The 15800-nt window shown below is 42.6% G+C and carries 14 protein-coding genes and 1 pseudogene; 3 read left to right on the top strand and 12 right to left on the bottom strand.

Annotated elements, in window-relative coordinates; all coding sequences use genetic code 11:
- Positions 1 to 127 precede the first annotated feature (127 nt).
- A complete protein-coding gene (locus ACMP1L_RS09835) occupies positions 128 to 2923 on the bottom strand; it encodes a transporter substrate-binding domain-containing protein (protein WP_418452914.1) in 2796 nt (931 codons plus the stop codon).
- A 91-nt stretch (positions 2924 to 3014) separates the two neighbouring features.
- Positions 3015 to 5846, bottom strand: a complete 2832-nt coding sequence (locus ACMP1L_RS09840; protein WP_418452915.1) for an ATP-binding protein — start codon at positions 5844 to 5846, stop codon at positions 3015 to 3017.
- Positions 5847 to 6236: 390 nt separating this feature from the next.
- Between ACMP1L_RS09840 and ACMP1L_RS09845 the strand changes: the two are divergent.
- A pseudogene (locus ACMP1L_RS09845) lies at positions 6237 to 6668 on the top strand (FKBP-type peptidyl-prolyl cis-trans isomerase); the annotation flags it as partial.
- 94 nt (positions 6669 to 6762) lie between these two features.
- On the opposite strand, the gene ACMP1L_RS09850 reads toward ACMP1L_RS09845, so the two are convergent.
- Both ACMP1L_RS09850 and ACMP1L_RS09855 read right to left on the bottom strand, forming a co-directional pair.
- A complete protein-coding gene (locus tag ACMP1L_RS09850) occupies positions 6763 to 7167 on the bottom strand; it encodes a type IV pilin protein (protein ID WP_418452916.1) in 405 nt (134 codons plus the stop codon).
- Between the two features lie 270 nt (positions 7168 to 7437).
- Positions 7438 to 7689, bottom strand: a complete 252-nt coding sequence (locus ACMP1L_RS09855) for a hypothetical protein (RefSeq protein WP_418452917.1) — start codon at positions 7687 to 7689, stop codon at positions 7438 to 7440.
- A 57-nt stretch (positions 7690 to 7746) separates the two neighbouring features.
- On the opposite strand from ACMP1L_RS09855, the gene ACMP1L_RS09860 reads away from it, so the two are divergent.
- Positions 7747 to 8103: a type II toxin-antitoxin system RelE/ParE family toxin gene (locus ACMP1L_RS09860; protein WP_418452918.1), complete on the top strand. Its 357-nt coding sequence runs from the start codon at positions 7747 to 7749 to the stop codon at positions 8101 to 8103.
- Between the two features lie 34 nt (positions 8104 to 8137).
- On the top strand, positions 8138 to 8431 hold the full coding sequence (locus tag ACMP1L_RS09865) for a HigA family addiction module antitoxin (protein ID WP_177304102.1): 294 nt from the start codon (positions 8138 to 8140) through the stop codon (positions 8429 to 8431).
- 188 nt (positions 8432 to 8619) lie between these two features.
- Here the strand turns inward: ACMP1L_RS09865 and ACMP1L_RS09870 are convergent, their stop codons facing one another.
- The 8 genes from ACMP1L_RS09870 to ACMP1L_RS09905 all read right to left on the bottom strand — a co-directional run bounded on the left by ACMP1L_RS09870 (position 8620) and on the right by ACMP1L_RS09905 (position 15473).
- On the bottom strand, positions 8620 to 8910 hold the full coding sequence (locus ACMP1L_RS09870) for a hypothetical protein (protein ID WP_418452919.1): 291 nt from the start codon (positions 8908 to 8910) through the stop codon (positions 8620 to 8622).
- Between the two features lie 644 nt (positions 8911 to 9554).
- The gene (locus tag ACMP1L_RS09875) at positions 9555 to 10688 is read right to left on the bottom strand and encodes a type II toxin-antitoxin system HipA family toxin (protein WP_418452920.1); all 1134 of its coding nucleotides are present in this window, start codon (positions 10686 to 10688) and stop codon (positions 9555 to 9557) included.
- The gene (locus ACMP1L_RS09880; RefSeq protein ID WP_118542867.1) at positions 10675 to 10953 is read right to left on the bottom strand and encodes a helix-turn-helix domain-containing protein; all 279 of its coding nucleotides are present in this window, start codon (positions 10951 to 10953) and stop codon (positions 10675 to 10677) included. Before ACMP1L_RS09880 ends, ACMP1L_RS09875 begins: the two co-directional genes overlap by 14 nt.
- A gap of 149 nt (positions 10954 to 11102) precedes the next feature.
- Positions 11103 to 11432, bottom strand: a complete 330-nt coding sequence (locus tag ACMP1L_RS09885; RefSeq protein WP_118542932.1) for a hypothetical protein — start codon at positions 11430 to 11432, stop codon at positions 11103 to 11105.
- Between the two features lie 34 nt (positions 11433 to 11466).
- A complete protein-coding gene (locus tag ACMP1L_RS09890) occupies positions 11467 to 12852 on the bottom strand; it encodes a hypothetical protein (RefSeq protein ID WP_118733980.1) in 1386 nt (461 codons plus the stop codon).
- Between the two features lie 56 nt (positions 12853 to 12908).
- Positions 12909 to 13151: an LPXTG cell wall anchor domain-containing protein gene (locus ACMP1L_RS09895; protein ID WP_118542865.1), complete on the bottom strand. Its 243-nt coding sequence runs from the start codon at positions 13149 to 13151 to the stop codon at positions 12909 to 12911.
- Positions 13152 to 13180: 29 nt separating this feature from the next.
- A complete protein-coding gene (locus ACMP1L_RS09900; RefSeq protein ID WP_118733982.1) occupies positions 13181 to 14494 on the bottom strand; it encodes a DUF2812 domain-containing protein in 1314 nt (437 codons plus the stop codon).
- A 73-nt stretch (positions 14495 to 14567) separates the two neighbouring features.
- Positions 14568 to 15473, bottom strand: a complete 906-nt coding sequence (locus ACMP1L_RS09905) for a lysozyme inhibitor LprI family protein (protein ID WP_118585028.1) — start codon at positions 15471 to 15473, stop codon at positions 14568 to 14570.
- Positions 15474 to 15800 lie beyond the last annotated feature (327 nt).

Genomic DNA, 15800 nt, shown 5'->3' on the forward strand with positions numbered 1-15800 from the left:
CTGAATTTTGAATTTTCCACCTAAATCATATCAAATTATCAAAAAAACATCAGCTGGCCCGCAGGCACATACTGTATTCTATCATAGCAGAGAATGGTCAGTAGGGCAACCACAGCTAAAAAAGGTATTATTTTTTGTACATCATTTCCGCTAACATCGACAGCAGCTGTTCTACCTGGATCGGCTTTGCCATATGACCGTTCATTCCGGCTGCCATGGCATCTTTCTTATCTTCCTCAAATGCATTTGCCGTCATTGCAATGATCGGGATACATGCCTTCTCCCGATCCGGCAGCTGCCGGATTGCCCGTGCTGCTTCATAGCCATCCATTTCAGGCATCTGGATATCCATGAGGATCATATCATAGGTGTCCGCCGGCATTTTTGTTATCATGTTGACACACTGAATGCCATTCACCACGCGCTCTGTTTTCAGACCGGCACGCTTAAGGATTGCCTCTGCAATCTCCGCATTCAGATCATTATCCTCTGCTATCAGGATATTCCTGCCTTCCAGGATTTCCGTGCCTGTTTCAGGATTTTCGATCTTCCTGTTTTCATAAAAGCTTTCATCTGCTATTTTGTGTTTCAGCGTAACAGTAAAGGTACTGCCCTTTCCGAGCTCGCTCTCTACCTGTATTGTTCCACCAAGCAGGTCCACATATCTCTTTACGATGGACATTCCAAGTCCGGTTCCTGCAATTTTACTCCTTGTGGTGTTTTTCTCACGGGTAAAGGCTTCGAAAATCCTTGTCAGATAATCCTGACTCATACCGATTCCCGTATCGCTTACCCGGGTTCTCACAATCATGTATCCAGGTTCATCGCATGGCAGTTCCTCCAGGCTTACCGTAACAGAGCCACCGGAAGGAGTATATTTCATGGCATTACTCAGGATATTGACAAATATCTCTTTTACCTTGGTAACATCCGTCAGTACATGCTCATGCTCTACATTCACTGAGTAACGAAAAGCAATCTTCTTTTTCTTTGCTTCAGCGTCAAAAACTGTAAACACAGACTGACGGAGATTTTCAATCCGGCTATAGCTCTCATCAATCTCCATTTTCCCGCTCTCGATCCTGGCCATATCAAGTACATTATTTATGATGGACAGAAGAAGCTTGCCGGACTGCTGCAGTTTTTCCAGATGTTCTTTTGTTTCCGGCAGGTCCTTTTCTTTCAGCTCCTCCTCCATCAACTGTGCATAGCCCAGAATGACATTCATAGGAGTCCGGATGTCATGCGACATATTGTTAAGGAAACGGGTCTTTGCGAGACTGGCCTCCTCTGCTTTTTTCAGGGCGGTTTCCAGCCTGTCATTCAGCTTTTGTGTATCATCTGCCGCAAGCTTTGCAGAAGCTTCTGCCTTCCTGGCCTTTCTCAAAAATACAAGAATCACACCAATTATGCTGAGTGTAAATAATCCGGAAGTGACAAACACAACCGGAAGATTGTCTTTTATGAAATCCGAAAATGTCACTTTATCCGTCGTACTGTCATAGATGGCCAGTGCACTTGTAAGCATATCAGACGGCATGGTCTTCAGCGTTTTATTCAGTATCGACAAAAGAGTTCCCTCTCCGTTTCTCACCGCAAAGCAGGCCTCCATTGTTTTTGTAAGCGGAATGCTATTGAAATCCCGATGATTATCATATTTCAGTGCTTTACTGGTTCCCAGGAGAAAACAGTCTGCCTTTTCATTCATGAGCATATCTGCCGCATCCGGGAGCGAATCGTAAGTGACCAGCCTCCATTGAGGATAGCTGAACACAATATGCTGTTTTAAGGCCTCATTTTCCCTTGGTACAGCAACTGTATACACTTCATTCTCTTTAAAATGCTGTTCATCCGTTACCGCCATCAGGCTGTAGGTCCAGGCTGCATTTGTCAGTGTAAAGCCATGTTTCTCCGCAAAATCAAGATTTCTGCCGACATAATAAATCATGTCAATTTCGTGATCCTGTAAGGCCTGAAGCATTTCTTCATAATTCTCATATGCCTGTATATCAAATTTCAGTGTCTGATTCCCCAGACAGTCTACGGCATAGGAAGTATATTCCGACAGCGTACCCGTAAGCCTGCCGGTCTCTTCATCCATGGAAAAAACCAACGGAGCATTGTCCATAAATCCGATCCGGATGCTGCCATGCTCCTCCAGCCATGCCTTTTCTCCTCCAGTAAGACTCTGGCTGTAATCAAGCGTAAAATACTTCTTATACAGATCTGCCCGGAAAAACGGACTATCCTGCTCCAGCTGACGCATAGCCCAGTCCAGCTCCGCCTTGATATCGCTGCGCTCTTTGTTTATCACAAAATATATGCCGGATTTGCCAACCGTGGTAACGGATGAGATTCCCTGCTCCGACCAGAAGGATTCCTCCAGAGACACAAAGCAATCAATCTCATGATCCGCCAATTTCTTTTCGACATCGGCATTATTATATACATTTACGTGTTCTGTATGTATGCCATTCTTATTTTCCCATTCTGTCAGCATGACTTCAGGCTCTGTACCTAAGAGCACGCCTACGCGTTTCCCGTCCATAGACCGAAAATCCGATGTCACGACATCGGTATCTGACAGATCAGCATAGAGGATATATTTTTCCTCCCCCATTGGTTCCGCCGAATACAGCATCTTTTGTTCCCGTTCATCGGTATAGGAAATATCTCCCATGATATCGATTTCACCGTTTTCAAGCTTATCAAAACAGTTGGACCAGTCACATTTCACATACTCAAACTTCCATCCGGTATAGCCTGCCAGAGCCTGCATGAGTTCGTAGCCGAAGCCGCGTCTAACCCCGTACTCATCAACATAATCGAAGGTATCCTCAAATGAACCGACACGGATGGTCTGCTGCCTGTCATCATACTGCGTCTCGGCAGCCCAGCAATGTACGGAAAATAGTATCCACATTCCCAAAACCGCAAATATTCCTGCACATAGTACGGCTGTTTTTTTTCTACGTTTATACATTGTTGTTTTCTCCCTCAAACCGCCAGGTTCTTCATCGTTTTACATGTTTTGTGATGACAGACAGTAACACACCCATATCGACCGGCTTTGCCACATGACCATCCATCCCGGCATCCAAAGCTGCCCTTATATCCTCTGCAAATGCATTCGCTGTCATTGCTATAATGGGAATCTTCTTTCCGTCCGGGCGATCCGGCATATTCCTTATGGCTTTTGTTGTTTCATATCCGTTCATTTCCGGCATCATGATATCCATTAAGATCAGCTCAAAGGTCCCCGGAGCTGTATTGCAAAACTGCGTGAGCGCAGATTTTCCATCGGCAGCTCTGGTTACGATCATCCCTTTTTCTTCCAATAGAGTTACGGCTATCTCTGCATTTAAATCATTGTCCTCTGCCAAAAGGACATGTAAACCACGTACATCAATATCGTTCCTGAGCTTTTCTTTCTTTTCAGCCGGTACATGTTCTGCTATAAGCAATGGAATTTCTACGGTAAATGTCGAGCCAACGCCCTGTCTGCTGCTGACTTCAATTTTTCCACCCATAAGATCTACATACCGTTTGGCAATCGCCATCCCCAGTCCGGTTCCCTTATAGCTGGTTCTTGCTCCGTTATTTTCCTGACTGAACTCATCAAATATTCTGGTCTGGAACTCCTCGCTCATACCAATTCCGGTATCTGATATGCGAAAGCGCACAATGATATGCTGCTCATCTTTACCCGGACGGCTTTCTGCAGCAAATGAAATGGTACCTCCATCTTTCGTAAATTTGACTGCATTGCCGATAATGTTAAGCAATACCTCCCTGATCCTGAGTTCATCTGCCATCACATAAGGATTTTTAAGTTTCTCTGTTGAAACCGTAAAAATAAGGTCGCGGTTTTCCGCATAGCCTCTTGCAATCGACAAAACCGTATTAACCATATCCCCCAAATCCACCGGCACTGGTTTATATTCCAGTTTACCGCTTTCAATGCGGCTGATATCCAGCACATCATTCATCAGGGTCATCAGATATTCGGAACTCTGCCTGATCTTTTTCAGATAATTTTCCACTTCCCTGTCCGGTTTCAGCTTCAAGGCAATATCGGTAAATCCGACGATTGCATTCATCGGTGTCCGGATGTCATGGGACATGTGATTCAGGAACGTTGTTTTCGCAATATTCGCCGCATTTGCATTCTGTGCTTCCTTCAACGCTTCCATCTGTTTTTTCCTGCTTGCCAAAAGCGAATAAACCAGAAGAAGAAGTACAAAAATAATCGCAAAGGAAACTCCGATCACGAAACCGGCATACTCTGCAAGGACATCCTGCAGGGTCATTTTCTTTTCTGAAACAGAATTCAGTGCAAGGACAACGCCATTTAGAATATCGGAGGACTGATCAATTGCTTTATTGATAATGGTAGCTGCTCTTCTGTTTCCTCTCGTCGTAAACATTCCTAATTCCTGCCGTTTTGCCATCTCTGCAAATGACAGACTTTTGGTCAATGAACTTTCATTCAGAAGATTGATCTTGGAAGACGGAATAACAGTTGCTCCCACTTTTCCGTTTGCTACTGCCTCCAGGCATTCTTCCTGTGTGTCATATTGTTTGATCTCAGCGTCCGGAAAAAGAAGGGACACCATCAATTCAGAATACAGTGAGGTCTCTGTTGCTGCGATTGCGGAGAGACTGCTGCTGTAGTCATTTCCTTTGTAAATAACTACCGGCGTGATATCAAAGATTTTATCGGTCAAAACTACCTGAAACTGTTCCTGCGTATAAAAATCCTGAATGATAGGACCGGCAATATCAATTTCACCAGCCTGCAATGCCTCATTCATCTGTATGCCCGTGGAACAGGGAACTGCCTTGATCGTGATTTCATATTTTTTCTGAACAGTCTCCAGAACGGTTCCGAGAATTCCTGTCAGTTTCCCGTCTTCTTCACCGCAAAAAGGAAGATTATCCTTTAGATACCCCACACGTATGGTATTTTCATGGGCAGCCAGCCATTGTTTTTCTTCCATATTTAATGCATAATTTATGGCTGCTTTCCCTTCATAACGGGCATACAGCTTGCTGCTGTAGTCCGTTTTTGTATTGTTGATTTCTTCCAGGGCAGAATTTAATTCCTTTAACAGATCCGGTCTGGATTTTGATACACCGAAATAGCAGTCACTTACACCGATATTAGCAATTGCAATAAAATCACTGTCGACAGACAATGCCGGGATCACGAATGCATCCTGTTCATCTGCATCCTGTTTTTTTATTATTTCATCATAGCCTTTGCAGACAACAATCTCTGCATGAAGCTGATTGCTGTCCAGCCATTTTTCCAGAAATTTTTTCTGATAGCTTCCATCCTCAACGCCGATACGGCAGCCATTCAGCTGCTTTAAATCTCCATCCGTAAGGTTCAAATGATTCTCCCTGGTATAGATCCAATATCGTTCTGTTCCCTCCGCATAATCAGAAAAACTGATTGCTTCTGCCCTTTCCGGTGTATAACTGACACTTCCAAGTATATCTATTTCTCCATCTGCCAGCATATCCAGACACTCTTTAAATGAGCCATAGACATATTCATACTTCCAGCCGGTTATATAAGAAATCTTCTGGAGATATTCATAGCCTGCTCCCTGCTTGTGTTCCCCATAACCGCCTTCCTGAAAATTGGCATATGGAAAATAGCCAACTCTCACGGTTTTATTTTCTTTCTCCATTGCCTGAGCTGTTTTTCCATTGCTTTTCATTTCAGATGCATGAACAGAAACCGGTACCAAAAGCAGCATGATCAGTACCAAAATACTAAGCCATAAGCTTTTTTTCTTATCTGTTTTTCTTATCCGTTTTTCTGTCCCTCTGTCCATTCTTCCCCCTTAATATAACCCTGTTAACTTCCGCTTCATCTACAATCAGTAATTTGGGGCTTTTATCCTTTTTTCATTTTTCTTTATCTGTATGGTTTTTATACGATCATTTTTGTGCGCTCATTCCTTATTTCGCTAAAGCGCACTTTCACAGTCATCATTATTTTTGCAATACAAAACGAACAGCGAAAAGGGATGTGCCTTGGCACATTTTTTAATTTCATTATATCATTTCATATTTTTTCATGTCTATATTTTTCCGCACAAATGTAAAAAAATGTAAAAAGCGGTGGAAGTATGTCACAGAAAGTCCTTTTCCTTTTGCCTAAAATCTAGTATACTGATACGGAAGCTGTACAAAAAACAAGAGAGGATATCACAATTATGGCTATTACAGGACGCAATGTCGGCAAAACCTGCCGCACTCATTACAAAGGAACGTTTAACGACGGAACCCAGTTCGACTCTTCTTACGACCGCGGCGAGCCGCTAGAGTTTGTCTGCGGCGCAGGTCAGATGATCCAGGGCTTTGATGCTGCCGTGGCAGACATGGAAGTCGGTGAGGTAAAAGAAATTCACCTGATGCCGGAGGAAGCTTACGGTCAGGCAAACCCGGATGCTATCTTCGATGTGGAAATTGCGGATCTTCCGGGTTCTGAGGAGCTGCAGGTGGGCCAGCACATTTACCTGCAGAATCAGAATGGCCAGCATTTCCCGGTAACGGTTACAGCTAAGACTGAAACCACCATCACCTTCGATGCCAACCATGAAATGGCAGGAAAGGAACTGAATTTTAAGATTGAGCTGGTAGAAGTTAAATAACGGAGATTTAATAAAATCGTGACAGATTTTGTATGCAACCACTAATCCTTATATTTAGAAAAGGCAGGGCATTTTGTTGCACCTGCCCTGCCTTTTACGTTTTGTCGCTTGCTCCAAAAGTTCTTGTGTATCCATCTTTACAGAAATAATGAATCTGATATCCGCAGAATTTTGGATCCTCCTCAGATGGTCGGATGACAGAAAACTGACCTGCTTTCAGTTTTACTGTTGTTCCATCTTTGTAATTAATCGTATCAGAAATGTTCTTCCACATATCATCAGTAATGGATGGATCATAATCATATTTCCCAGTTGCCTGATAATCTGCCATCAACACCGAGTAGTAACTTCTGAGGTTTGCTTCATCCGTTGCAACCTTCGCTTTATGCAGTTGTGAAGTGAAAACCGGAATGGAAATTGCTACAAGAATACCAACAATTGCAACCACAATTAATAGTTCTGCCAGTGTAAAGCCACTATTTTTCTTCTGTCTGCTCATTTCTGTCCCTCCTGTTTAGCTGGCATATATTTTCATTAAGCATACTTATTTCATGAGAAAACTTCAATTAGTAAATTGATGAAATTTTTGCCAAATTTCGTATAATATTTTGTAAAATTACACGTATTTTCTACACTTTTCGCCATATTCTATATAGTTTTATCAGCTGGACAGCAACATAGAAAGTATCTGATCTTCTTCGTTCCATAAAAAAATCCTCCTGAATTGATATTTATTTTAATATCAATCCAAGAGGATATATAGCTCCGTTTAGAGTTTACACAGAATAATCCGAGTAATTTTGCTTATCGTCTGCCCCGGCAAAATCTGCTTATTATCCTGATAAACCTTTTCCTTCCCGTCTTCTCCAATCTCATAATCCTGTAAATGCACAGAAATATCACCTGTTTTGACGCTGGATATCACATCTGTCTGATACTCTGCAGCCATTACAGACATCGGCATAACGGAGCCAAGCATCAAAGCCGCCCCGGCTATGATAAAATACTTTTTCGATTTCATTATTTTTGCGCTCCCTTCTATTTGGGTATTTTTATTATCATATTTAGAGTATGGGAAATGGATTTTGAAATAAAAACGGAAATTGCTATATATCCGTTTGACATATACACGCAAAACAGCTATAATATAAATATGATAAAAACATTTGCAGATAAAGAAACGGAAAAGGTATACAACCAAATCTTTTCCAAAAAGCTACCACAAGCTATTCAACGAATCGCTTTGCGAAAACTGATCATGATAGACAATGCAAGATGCTTGGAGGATCTAAAAGCCCCACCAGCCAACCATTTAGAACCGCTTCATGGTGATCGCGAGGGACAATACAGTATTAGAATCAATGATCAGTATAGGATTTGCTTCACTTTTGATGGAATTTACTTTAACGATGTAGAAATCGTTGATTATCACTAATCAGCACATACTTTATAAGGAAAGGAGAATGATTATGAGTTTTATACCAACTCCTACAATTGGAGAAATTTTGTATGAAGAATTTATGGCACCGCTCGGAATTTCCGCCTATCGCTTAGCACAGGACATTCACGTTCCGACTTCCAGAATCCAAGACATTTTACACAATCGCAGAAAAATTACAGCCGACACATCTTTAAGACTTGCTAAATACTTCGGGGTATCTGACAAATATTTTCTCGACATGCAGAATGATATTGATATCAGAAATTTAAAAATGGAACTGCAGGCTGAGATATCACAAATCCCTGTTTGCCAGGCAGTCTAAAAATGTGACATTGGTCAGATTTCACAATTTTAACTTTTCATTTATGCCAATTGATGATATAATGACCAACAGAGCTGCCCAGGGACTCTATCACACCTCTAAATCCAATCTCCTGGGTGGCTCTAAAAATTTATTCGTTGAGAATAGCAACAATGGCAGGACTTTTTATGGTCCTGCCACTTTTGTGTTTATCGTCCTCGATAGGCGTGCTTTTTCTTTTCTGGCTTTTTCTCTTTTTCTGCCTGTTTGGCAAGCGCTTCATCAATCAGCTCATCCGAAAGAATACCTGATCCTTCATATTCTCTCATGCACTCCATCAATCTATCTTTGAGCGCCTTTACACTGACGTCTCTACCTTTATATCCAACGATGGCGTTATCCGGTACATCATTGAAAGTCTCAGACCAAATATCTGGCTGGCCTCCAGCGAAATCAATTCGTTTAAGATTGTGGCAGCCCTGAAAAGCATCCCAGCTCACAACGTCAATACCTGCGCCTAATGTCACCTTTTCGAGGTTTTCGCAATTTTCAAAATATCGGATTTGCGAATCTCAATCACTCCTCTGGAAGTCACAAAAATCTTTCGCCAGTTTTTATGTGGAATTCCATTCTTATCATTCGCTGCCAACATTGTGCCGATATATGATGCTACTACAGGTATTTTTCTATTTTCCTCTCCTGTAAGCATTCTCTTATCACCCCTCATACTTTCTCACTGTCCTTTTACCTTATCATACATTTCTATATCCGAACATCAACCATGCTCTATGGTACAGACATTGGATATCGTGCGAAATTGTTCCGGCTGCGTCAGCATCGTCGTAAGAAAACATAACTGGATAAATCTAATTTTTTAAACTGGTTGTATATGAATGTTGAATGATGTATAGTATTTGCAGGAGACACCTTCTTTCGTGAATGCTGTAAATGTTGGTTTGGTCACTTTCATTATACAACACAATCGAACTCAAGGTGTCTTTCTTTTATGCAAAATCACGAACTTGCTCATTTATAGTACAAATTATAGATATTTTACAATTTCATCAAGATTTATTATGAAATGGCCATATGGGGTGAAAAATATTTGTGATACTTCCTTAAGTTGCAATTGTACTCCATTTTTCTAAGAAAGATACTGTCCCAGCATCTGGTTCACACAATCCTTGATCTGGTTCATAATTCTCCTGCATTCCGCTCTCGCCATCCCAGCGGCAATGCCAACTGCCAGAATCTCCTTTTCTCCTGGATTGCGCCCATTTCCATCCACTGTGGTTGTATGTTCTCCGTAATAGGTATTGCTGTAAGTGAGATCGTATGCAGGACTCAACCGCCAGCAATCCTCTGCCTCATGGTATAGATACGTAAAATTTTTAAAATGATCATCTCGGTTATGAGCGAACACATTAAAGCACATCCTGCGGAACATATTGTTCACATCTTCTGGATGATCCCTGGTTAAAATTTTCGTCAGCTTCATCAAACTGTGGTAATCCAGACTTGGCTGTTCGAAATCTAATTCCAAAAGAGCAGCGGCGGTTAACATATGGATTCGTTTTTGACTGCCATTATCCATCATTCTGTCAAATCGTTTTGTTCCAAAATACCCTTCGCATTTGTCTGATGGAAATAATCTGGCCTTACACATGGCAATACCACATTGTCTGGCACAGCAGGAATAATCATATTCCATCTTTCCAGCATTTCTTCCATCTACATGGGCCGGAAATTTAATGATCCACTCTTCCCCCTCAATAGTTGTCATAATTTTGGGTCTGGCTCCACCGCTGGTACCTCCCAGGCGATATAGCTCATCCAGTTTATCAGAATACTCTGTATTCAACAGCTTCTGACATTGCTCCGCAAGTTCATCCAGATTACTATGGCCCTGTTTTTCCTGCATTTCCTTTTCTGGATAATAGGTAAGCGCCCCCATTCCTGATTTTCCAACGATAGCCAGCCGCTCCAAAACTGTAAGTTTATCCGGATTTTGTCCATGGGCGCGCAGTAGTCGGTTCAACAATAATCTTCCCCAGTTGTCTGGTAAACTGTCCGCAAATACTCCAAAAAGTCCATTAAAATAGTCTTTGTTTGGAACAAAAACCTGCCTTTTCAGTGGAAGAGAAAATGGACTGATCGGGAATCCATGTTCAAGCCATTCTTCGCTATATTGAAATGCCGCTTTATGGTCTGCAGTCATCGCCAGCGTTCCAACGAGCCTTTCATCGTAGAGAACCTGCAATGCATTATTTGGTTTCATTAATAACCTCCTGAATATTCTTATATGGCACCTGTGTAAAAATACTCCTAAGCTCATCTGCAATATCCAAGGCCATAGCAATCTTGGTCAGTGAGATCAGGGAGATCTGTCCGGTAGCTTCAAATCTTTTGATAGAGCCATAGCTTACACCACTCATAGAGGATAATTTTTCCTGGGAAATGGAACGCCGTTTTCGGATGTTTCTTACCCTTTGTGCCAGCTTCTGATCCAATTCTTCCGCTGTTTCCCATATCAGTTGTTCCATTCGTTTTCACCGCCTTTATTTACAAATAATATATTATCCAAAATAGCTTAATTTATACTATTTTAGATAATATCTTAACTACTTCTATTTTAGCATTTTTATTTTTAAATAACAACAGATTATACAGAATAAAATTGAACGAGCAAAAACTATTGTTCTCTATACTTTCTTTCAATACACAAACTGTAAACCACCATGATTACTATTGTTTCTATCATTACTCCCAATACTGACAGTAAAATAAATGGAGAATTCTGTCCTGAAAGCAGCGGTAATCCCAATGCAATCAATATTGCTCCATAAATAACAAACAACTTACCAACCGCATGATTGTAGCCCATTATATCATTTACAGATATAGATTTTATGTTTGCCCAAAAGTCAGCCACTTTTCCTGAAAGATATGCTCTTATTCCAAGACTAATGATAATAACGCCAACCATCGCCCATATAACAAACCCTATCATATTCCCAGTCATAATATTTCTCCCAATAACATCCAATTTTTCGAGTTTATGAACCGATAGAGCCTTCATTTTCCCCCTTTGGAAGCACCTGCAGCGCATCCTGCACAGTACTAAACACACGCTCGTCCAGCCAGCCGCCCTGTCTTCTGTTCTGGGCTGCTGAGATGACCGGATACTGCCAGATGGTCTTCTGATGGGTATAATTTAGCCAGGAATCAATCCACCAGTCACTTTCCTTTGCCTTGATTTCATAGGCCACGTATCCGCGACAGTTTTCCCCACTCCGCGGCAAGGAAAATTCCGCGAAAATGCTGGCATTCTGTTGACTTCCGTAAAAGAAAGCATTCATGCCGGTATCGTAATTTTCGTCCTGCAAGATTTTATAATCTGCGGTGTAAGAAGTTCCATCCTTATCGTAAAGGACCTGACCGGTAAGTTTCCCCTGGAAGGTCCAGCCCCCGTTCAGTTCCTGATATGCCGGATTGATCTGTACTGCTTCTGTCCCGCGAAAGCCCGGATTTCCATTCCATAAGAAATGATGGATCACCTTCCACTGGCCTTCCTGTTCCAGTTCTACTGCCAAGCCGTCAAGCTGCAACTGCCCATCCCTGCCCCGCAGCGAATCATCGCTTTGATTCAGCAGAACCTGTCTGGCATTTTTGCACGCCAGAATATCTTCTTTCTTTAAGTCATGCAAGATATCTTCCGGAAAACCAAGGGATAACAGATGTGCTTTGGTTTCTTCACATGCCGGATCCTGGGTTTCATTTGCAGTTGTCCACTCCATATGATAAGCACCAAAACATGTATAGCTGACGAACAGACCTGCCGCAGTCAGAATTGCTGCTCCTGCTGCACATCTACTGTCTGAAATCCGCACCGAATGTTCTTCCAGTACATATCCGGCCTCTTCCAGTTTTTCTGCTATATTCTTTAACTCTACAAGGATTCCAATGTATGCAGCAACGATTACAAAACCAAGGATCCAGCCCTCATATTCCTGAATCGCAAGCACCGTCACCACCGCATACCAGATGATGATATGGAGCAGAACTTCACTTTTTATTTTTTCATCACGCTGTTCCAGCTCTTCACGCATTCCAAGGAAAAGACAAATCATCAGCACGACCGGCAGGATTCCGCCACAGAAATCAATTCCTTTCCATGCGTACAAAGTATAGATTTTCTCCCGTTCGAGCACACTTCCAAGCACAATTGTCACAATGGTAATCACAACTTCGAGCGCGGCGCCTGCATATCCGGCTTTCAGCCAGCGGTTTTCTGATCTCAGTTTTCGAAATCCTGTAAACAGCAAAAGGGCGCCAATGAAGGGGAGAATCTGATTGAGAAAGAGAAATTTCAATGTAATCCCAAAGAGACCCATTCCAATCAGAATCTTCTCATACGTCTGTTTCCAGAAACTCTCTTCCATGTAATCGCCCCCTTTTCACACCGTTCCTGCTGCCAATACCATGCGAGCTGCTTTTCTTATGAATTTCCGCCATTTTTCTTCCAATAAACAATTGCTGCTACAGCCAACAATACAATTCCGATCAGAATCAGTATGATAGAGAAATCACCATTCAGTTTTCCGGCAACAAACACAGCGGTAGGACCGTCTGCGCCTCCAATGACAGTAACCGCTGTTTGTCCTTTCAGCTTCATCACAGCACCAGAAATAACCAGTACTATTCCGACCATACAGCTTCCGATTCCGAATACTTTTTTCATGAATATAATCTCCTTTGCACCATTTGCATTTACTCTGTTTGCCCCTGATAAAAAACGTCTACCGCTTCTTTCATGTCGGTAAGATTCATACCACCGCCATAATCCAGCACAACCAGACGATTTCTGTCTTTTAATATCACTTCATCAAGAGTCGGCTCATCCTGATAGAAATTTTCTTCCGAAACAGGCTCAGCCCCATCTTTGCGGACCATGTACCGGCACCAGGACACTTCTGTCCCCTCGGGAACTTCCCCCAGCTCTGCCGGAAGTTCCAGTTCCATCTGATCCCACCACTTTGTCATATCCTTTGGATAGCATTTGCTGGTTTTCGCAATGATCCAGGAAATGGGACTGGTATATACGGTAACGCCTACTGACTTTCCAGAACTGCTCATCTGAACATCATTTGCCTGATAGCTAGCGAATACCGTATGTTTTCTCCCGGTATCCGGTTCATCTGCTCCCAGAAAGTGAGTTGCTGCCGCATTACACAAGGGAATCAGAATCATGCAAAGCACACCAACGCCAACCGCATATGACATCCAGTCATCCCGGGCATTTCCGCTGCCGTTATTTCTGAGCAGGTTCCTTACAAACAGGGAAATCACTACAATGAGAATGGAAGAAAGCATGGTTCCGGCCAGGGCTCTCATGGAAGAAGAAAATGCTAGCGCCAGAACTGCCAGAATCAGGATTTCATCTAATAGAATGATACGCTTTTTAAAGCTTACCTTCCGCTGCAGATTCATTCTCGGAAACGGCCTGCCTTCTTTTATAGCCATTGTATTCCCACAGTTCCATCGAAACAGCCGCGCATAGGTTACCGTCCAGGAAATGCAGATTCCAAGCAGCAGGGGATTTAGCATAAGCGCCACGGGATCCGCAAACATTTTTCCCGGATTCTGCAGATTGCTGTATAACGACCACAAACTTAATACTACCAGTACAGGATAGGAAATTTTCGCAGACCCGTTCCAGGAAAGAGCTTTCTGAATCAGGAACTGCCTCTCTTCCGTCATATCTCCGGTCAGCTTCACGCTTTCATCGGTGGTATAAAATATCTGCCAGTAAGTTCCGCTGCATTGAAAATCCCATCCTGCTTCCTGGCACTCCTTGCGAAACTGTTCTGCCTTCCAGCTGTCCGCGCCGGTAAGGGAAGAGCTTCCCGGAACCAGAAGCGCCGCGTATCTTCTTTTTTCCGGCTGTGCCCTGTAAAATTTCATGACAGAACCGCCGACGTTTTCCAGGAACCAGCCCTGCAGCGCCATTTCTTCCAGATATTGCTGAAATGCATCTGCTTCCCATAAATTGAACGTCCACCAGATCCGTTTTTTCTGCTTCATATGGTCATCTCCTTTCCGGGACAGCTATGCCGAAATGCTCCATGCAGGAATTTATCTATGTACTTCATCCGCATCAGAATGCGAACGGAAATTCCAGTTCTTCCCCAACGGTGAAAGCGGAGTTACCAGTCACTTCCGTAACATGAAAACTTGCCCCCTTCCACCCGTCAATATGAATGATTCCCCGTACATTTCCATCATCCGATGCGAAGGCCAGTTCTCCATTTCCATGATCCGTAAAGGTTCCTCTTGTTTCTCCTGTCCGGTATACCGAAATGACCGCTTCATTCTCTCCGTTCAATCCCTCCCTGGTTACCAATGCGCTATATACATTTCCTGTCCCCTGATTATCAACAAACAGGCCGTATTTGTTTGATCTGTCCGGCAGCATGAAATCTTCTTCTTTTATCCCAGCCAGCTTACTGGCAAGAACACAGGCTCTGTTTTTCGTAATTTCTTCCAGAAAAGAATTCTGAAGGAGAGGATAAATGCTGCCATTTTCTTCGCTGCTTCCGATACTCAGCAATGTTGCTTCTTCCTTCATGGCTACCCAGTTTCTCTGTTCTGCAAGAACGCTCTCCTTTGTCTTCTGGTCAGCCAAATTCATAAATCTGCTCCAGAGATTATTGAGCTCCGTATCCCAGATCACATAAAACCATCTGGAAGATGCATTCATTTCTCCCTGCGTTTCTGCTTTCTCTGCCAATGGAGTAAACTTCTGAATGATCGTATTGATCTGTTCCAGCTCTTTCTGCAGAGATTCCGACTTCGATACCACATCTTCAATATCCGCTTTGATCTCTTCCGAATAATCATGCGTGAAATCCACCTCTCCTGATGCATCTGCTTTCTCTGCCAGAATTTCGGTTTCAAGTACCTGCCACACTGCCGATTCCTGCGTTCCCACATTTCTGCTGCAGCCACTCATAAGGCCAGCTGCAATTCCTGCTGCCAACAAGATGCAAATCCATTTTCTCATAAATTTCCCCACTTCTCTTTCCATGAACAATTACAGATATAGCCAGCAATACTCTTTCTGCCATTATTATAGATAAGAATATTCCTGTCTGACAAGAACAATGGGCTTACCATTTTCTTACATATTTTGATTGAATAATATAAGATTGATGAAAGCAGATTGACAATGCATAAAGGATTCTATAACCTATAAATGAGCAAATTTGAAAAATTGCACAAAACTACGCCACGACCTTTACAAAGGAGTCAAAATCATTGCATTCCCTTGCACATTGATAGAGGGTCAGATATTTTTCCATCTGGATTATGTCACTGATCTTGTGATACC

It is taken from the genome of Ventrimonas sp. (genome assembly GCF_048380235.1).
In the GTDB taxonomy this organism is placed as follows: Bacteria; Bacillota; Clostridia; order Lachnospirales; family Lachnospiraceae; genus Brotaphodocola.

Coding starts and splice junctions, on each gene's coding strand:
- ACMP1L_RS09850 (WP_418452916.1), bottom strand. CDS start 7,167: ATGAGCAGACAGAAGAAAAATAGTGGCTTTACACTGGCAGAACTATTA.
- ACMP1L_RS09865 (WP_177304102.1), top strand. CDS start 8,138: ATGAGTTTTATACCAACTCCTACAATTGGAGAAATTTTGTATGAAGAA.
- ACMP1L_RS09895 (WP_118542865.1), bottom strand. CDS start 13,151: ATGAAAAAAGTATTCGGAATCGGAAGCTGTATGGTCGGAATAGTACTG.
- ACMP1L_RS09880 (WP_118542867.1), bottom strand. CDS start 10,953: ATGGAACAACTGATATGGGAAACAGCGGAAGAATTGGATCAGAAGCTG.
- ACMP1L_RS09885 (WP_118542932.1), bottom strand. CDS start 11,432: ATGACTGGGAATATGATAGGGTTTGTTATATGGGCGATGGTTGGCGTT.
- ACMP1L_RS09890 (WP_118733980.1), bottom strand. CDS start 12,852: ATGGAAGAGAGTTTCTGGAAACAGACGTATGAGAAGATTCTGATTGGA.
- ACMP1L_RS09835 (WP_418452914.1), bottom strand. CDS start 2,923: ATGTGGATACTATTTTCCGTACATTGCTGGGCTGCCGAGACGCAGTAT.
- ACMP1L_RS09875 (WP_418452920.1), bottom strand. CDS start 10,688: ATGAAACCAAATAATGCATTGCAGGTTCTCTACGATGAAAGGCTCGTT.
- ACMP1L_RS09905 (WP_118585028.1), bottom strand. CDS start 15,473: ATGAGAAAATGGATTTGCATCTTGTTGGCAGCAGGAATTGCAGCTGGC.
- ACMP1L_RS09840 (WP_418452915.1), bottom strand. CDS start 5,846: ATGGACAGAGGGACAGAAAAACGGATAAGAAAAACAGATAAGAAAAAA.
- ACMP1L_RS09900 (WP_118733982.1), bottom strand. CDS start 14,494: ATGAAGCAGAAAAAACGGATCTGGTGGACGTTCAATTTATGGGAAGCA.
- ACMP1L_RS09860 (WP_418452918.1), top strand. CDS start 7,747: ATGGATTTTGAAATAAAAACGGAAATTGCTATATATCCGTTTGACATA.
- ACMP1L_RS09855 (WP_418452917.1), bottom strand. CDS start 7,689: ATGAAATCGAAAAAGTATTTTATCATAGCCGGGGCGGCTTTGATGCTT.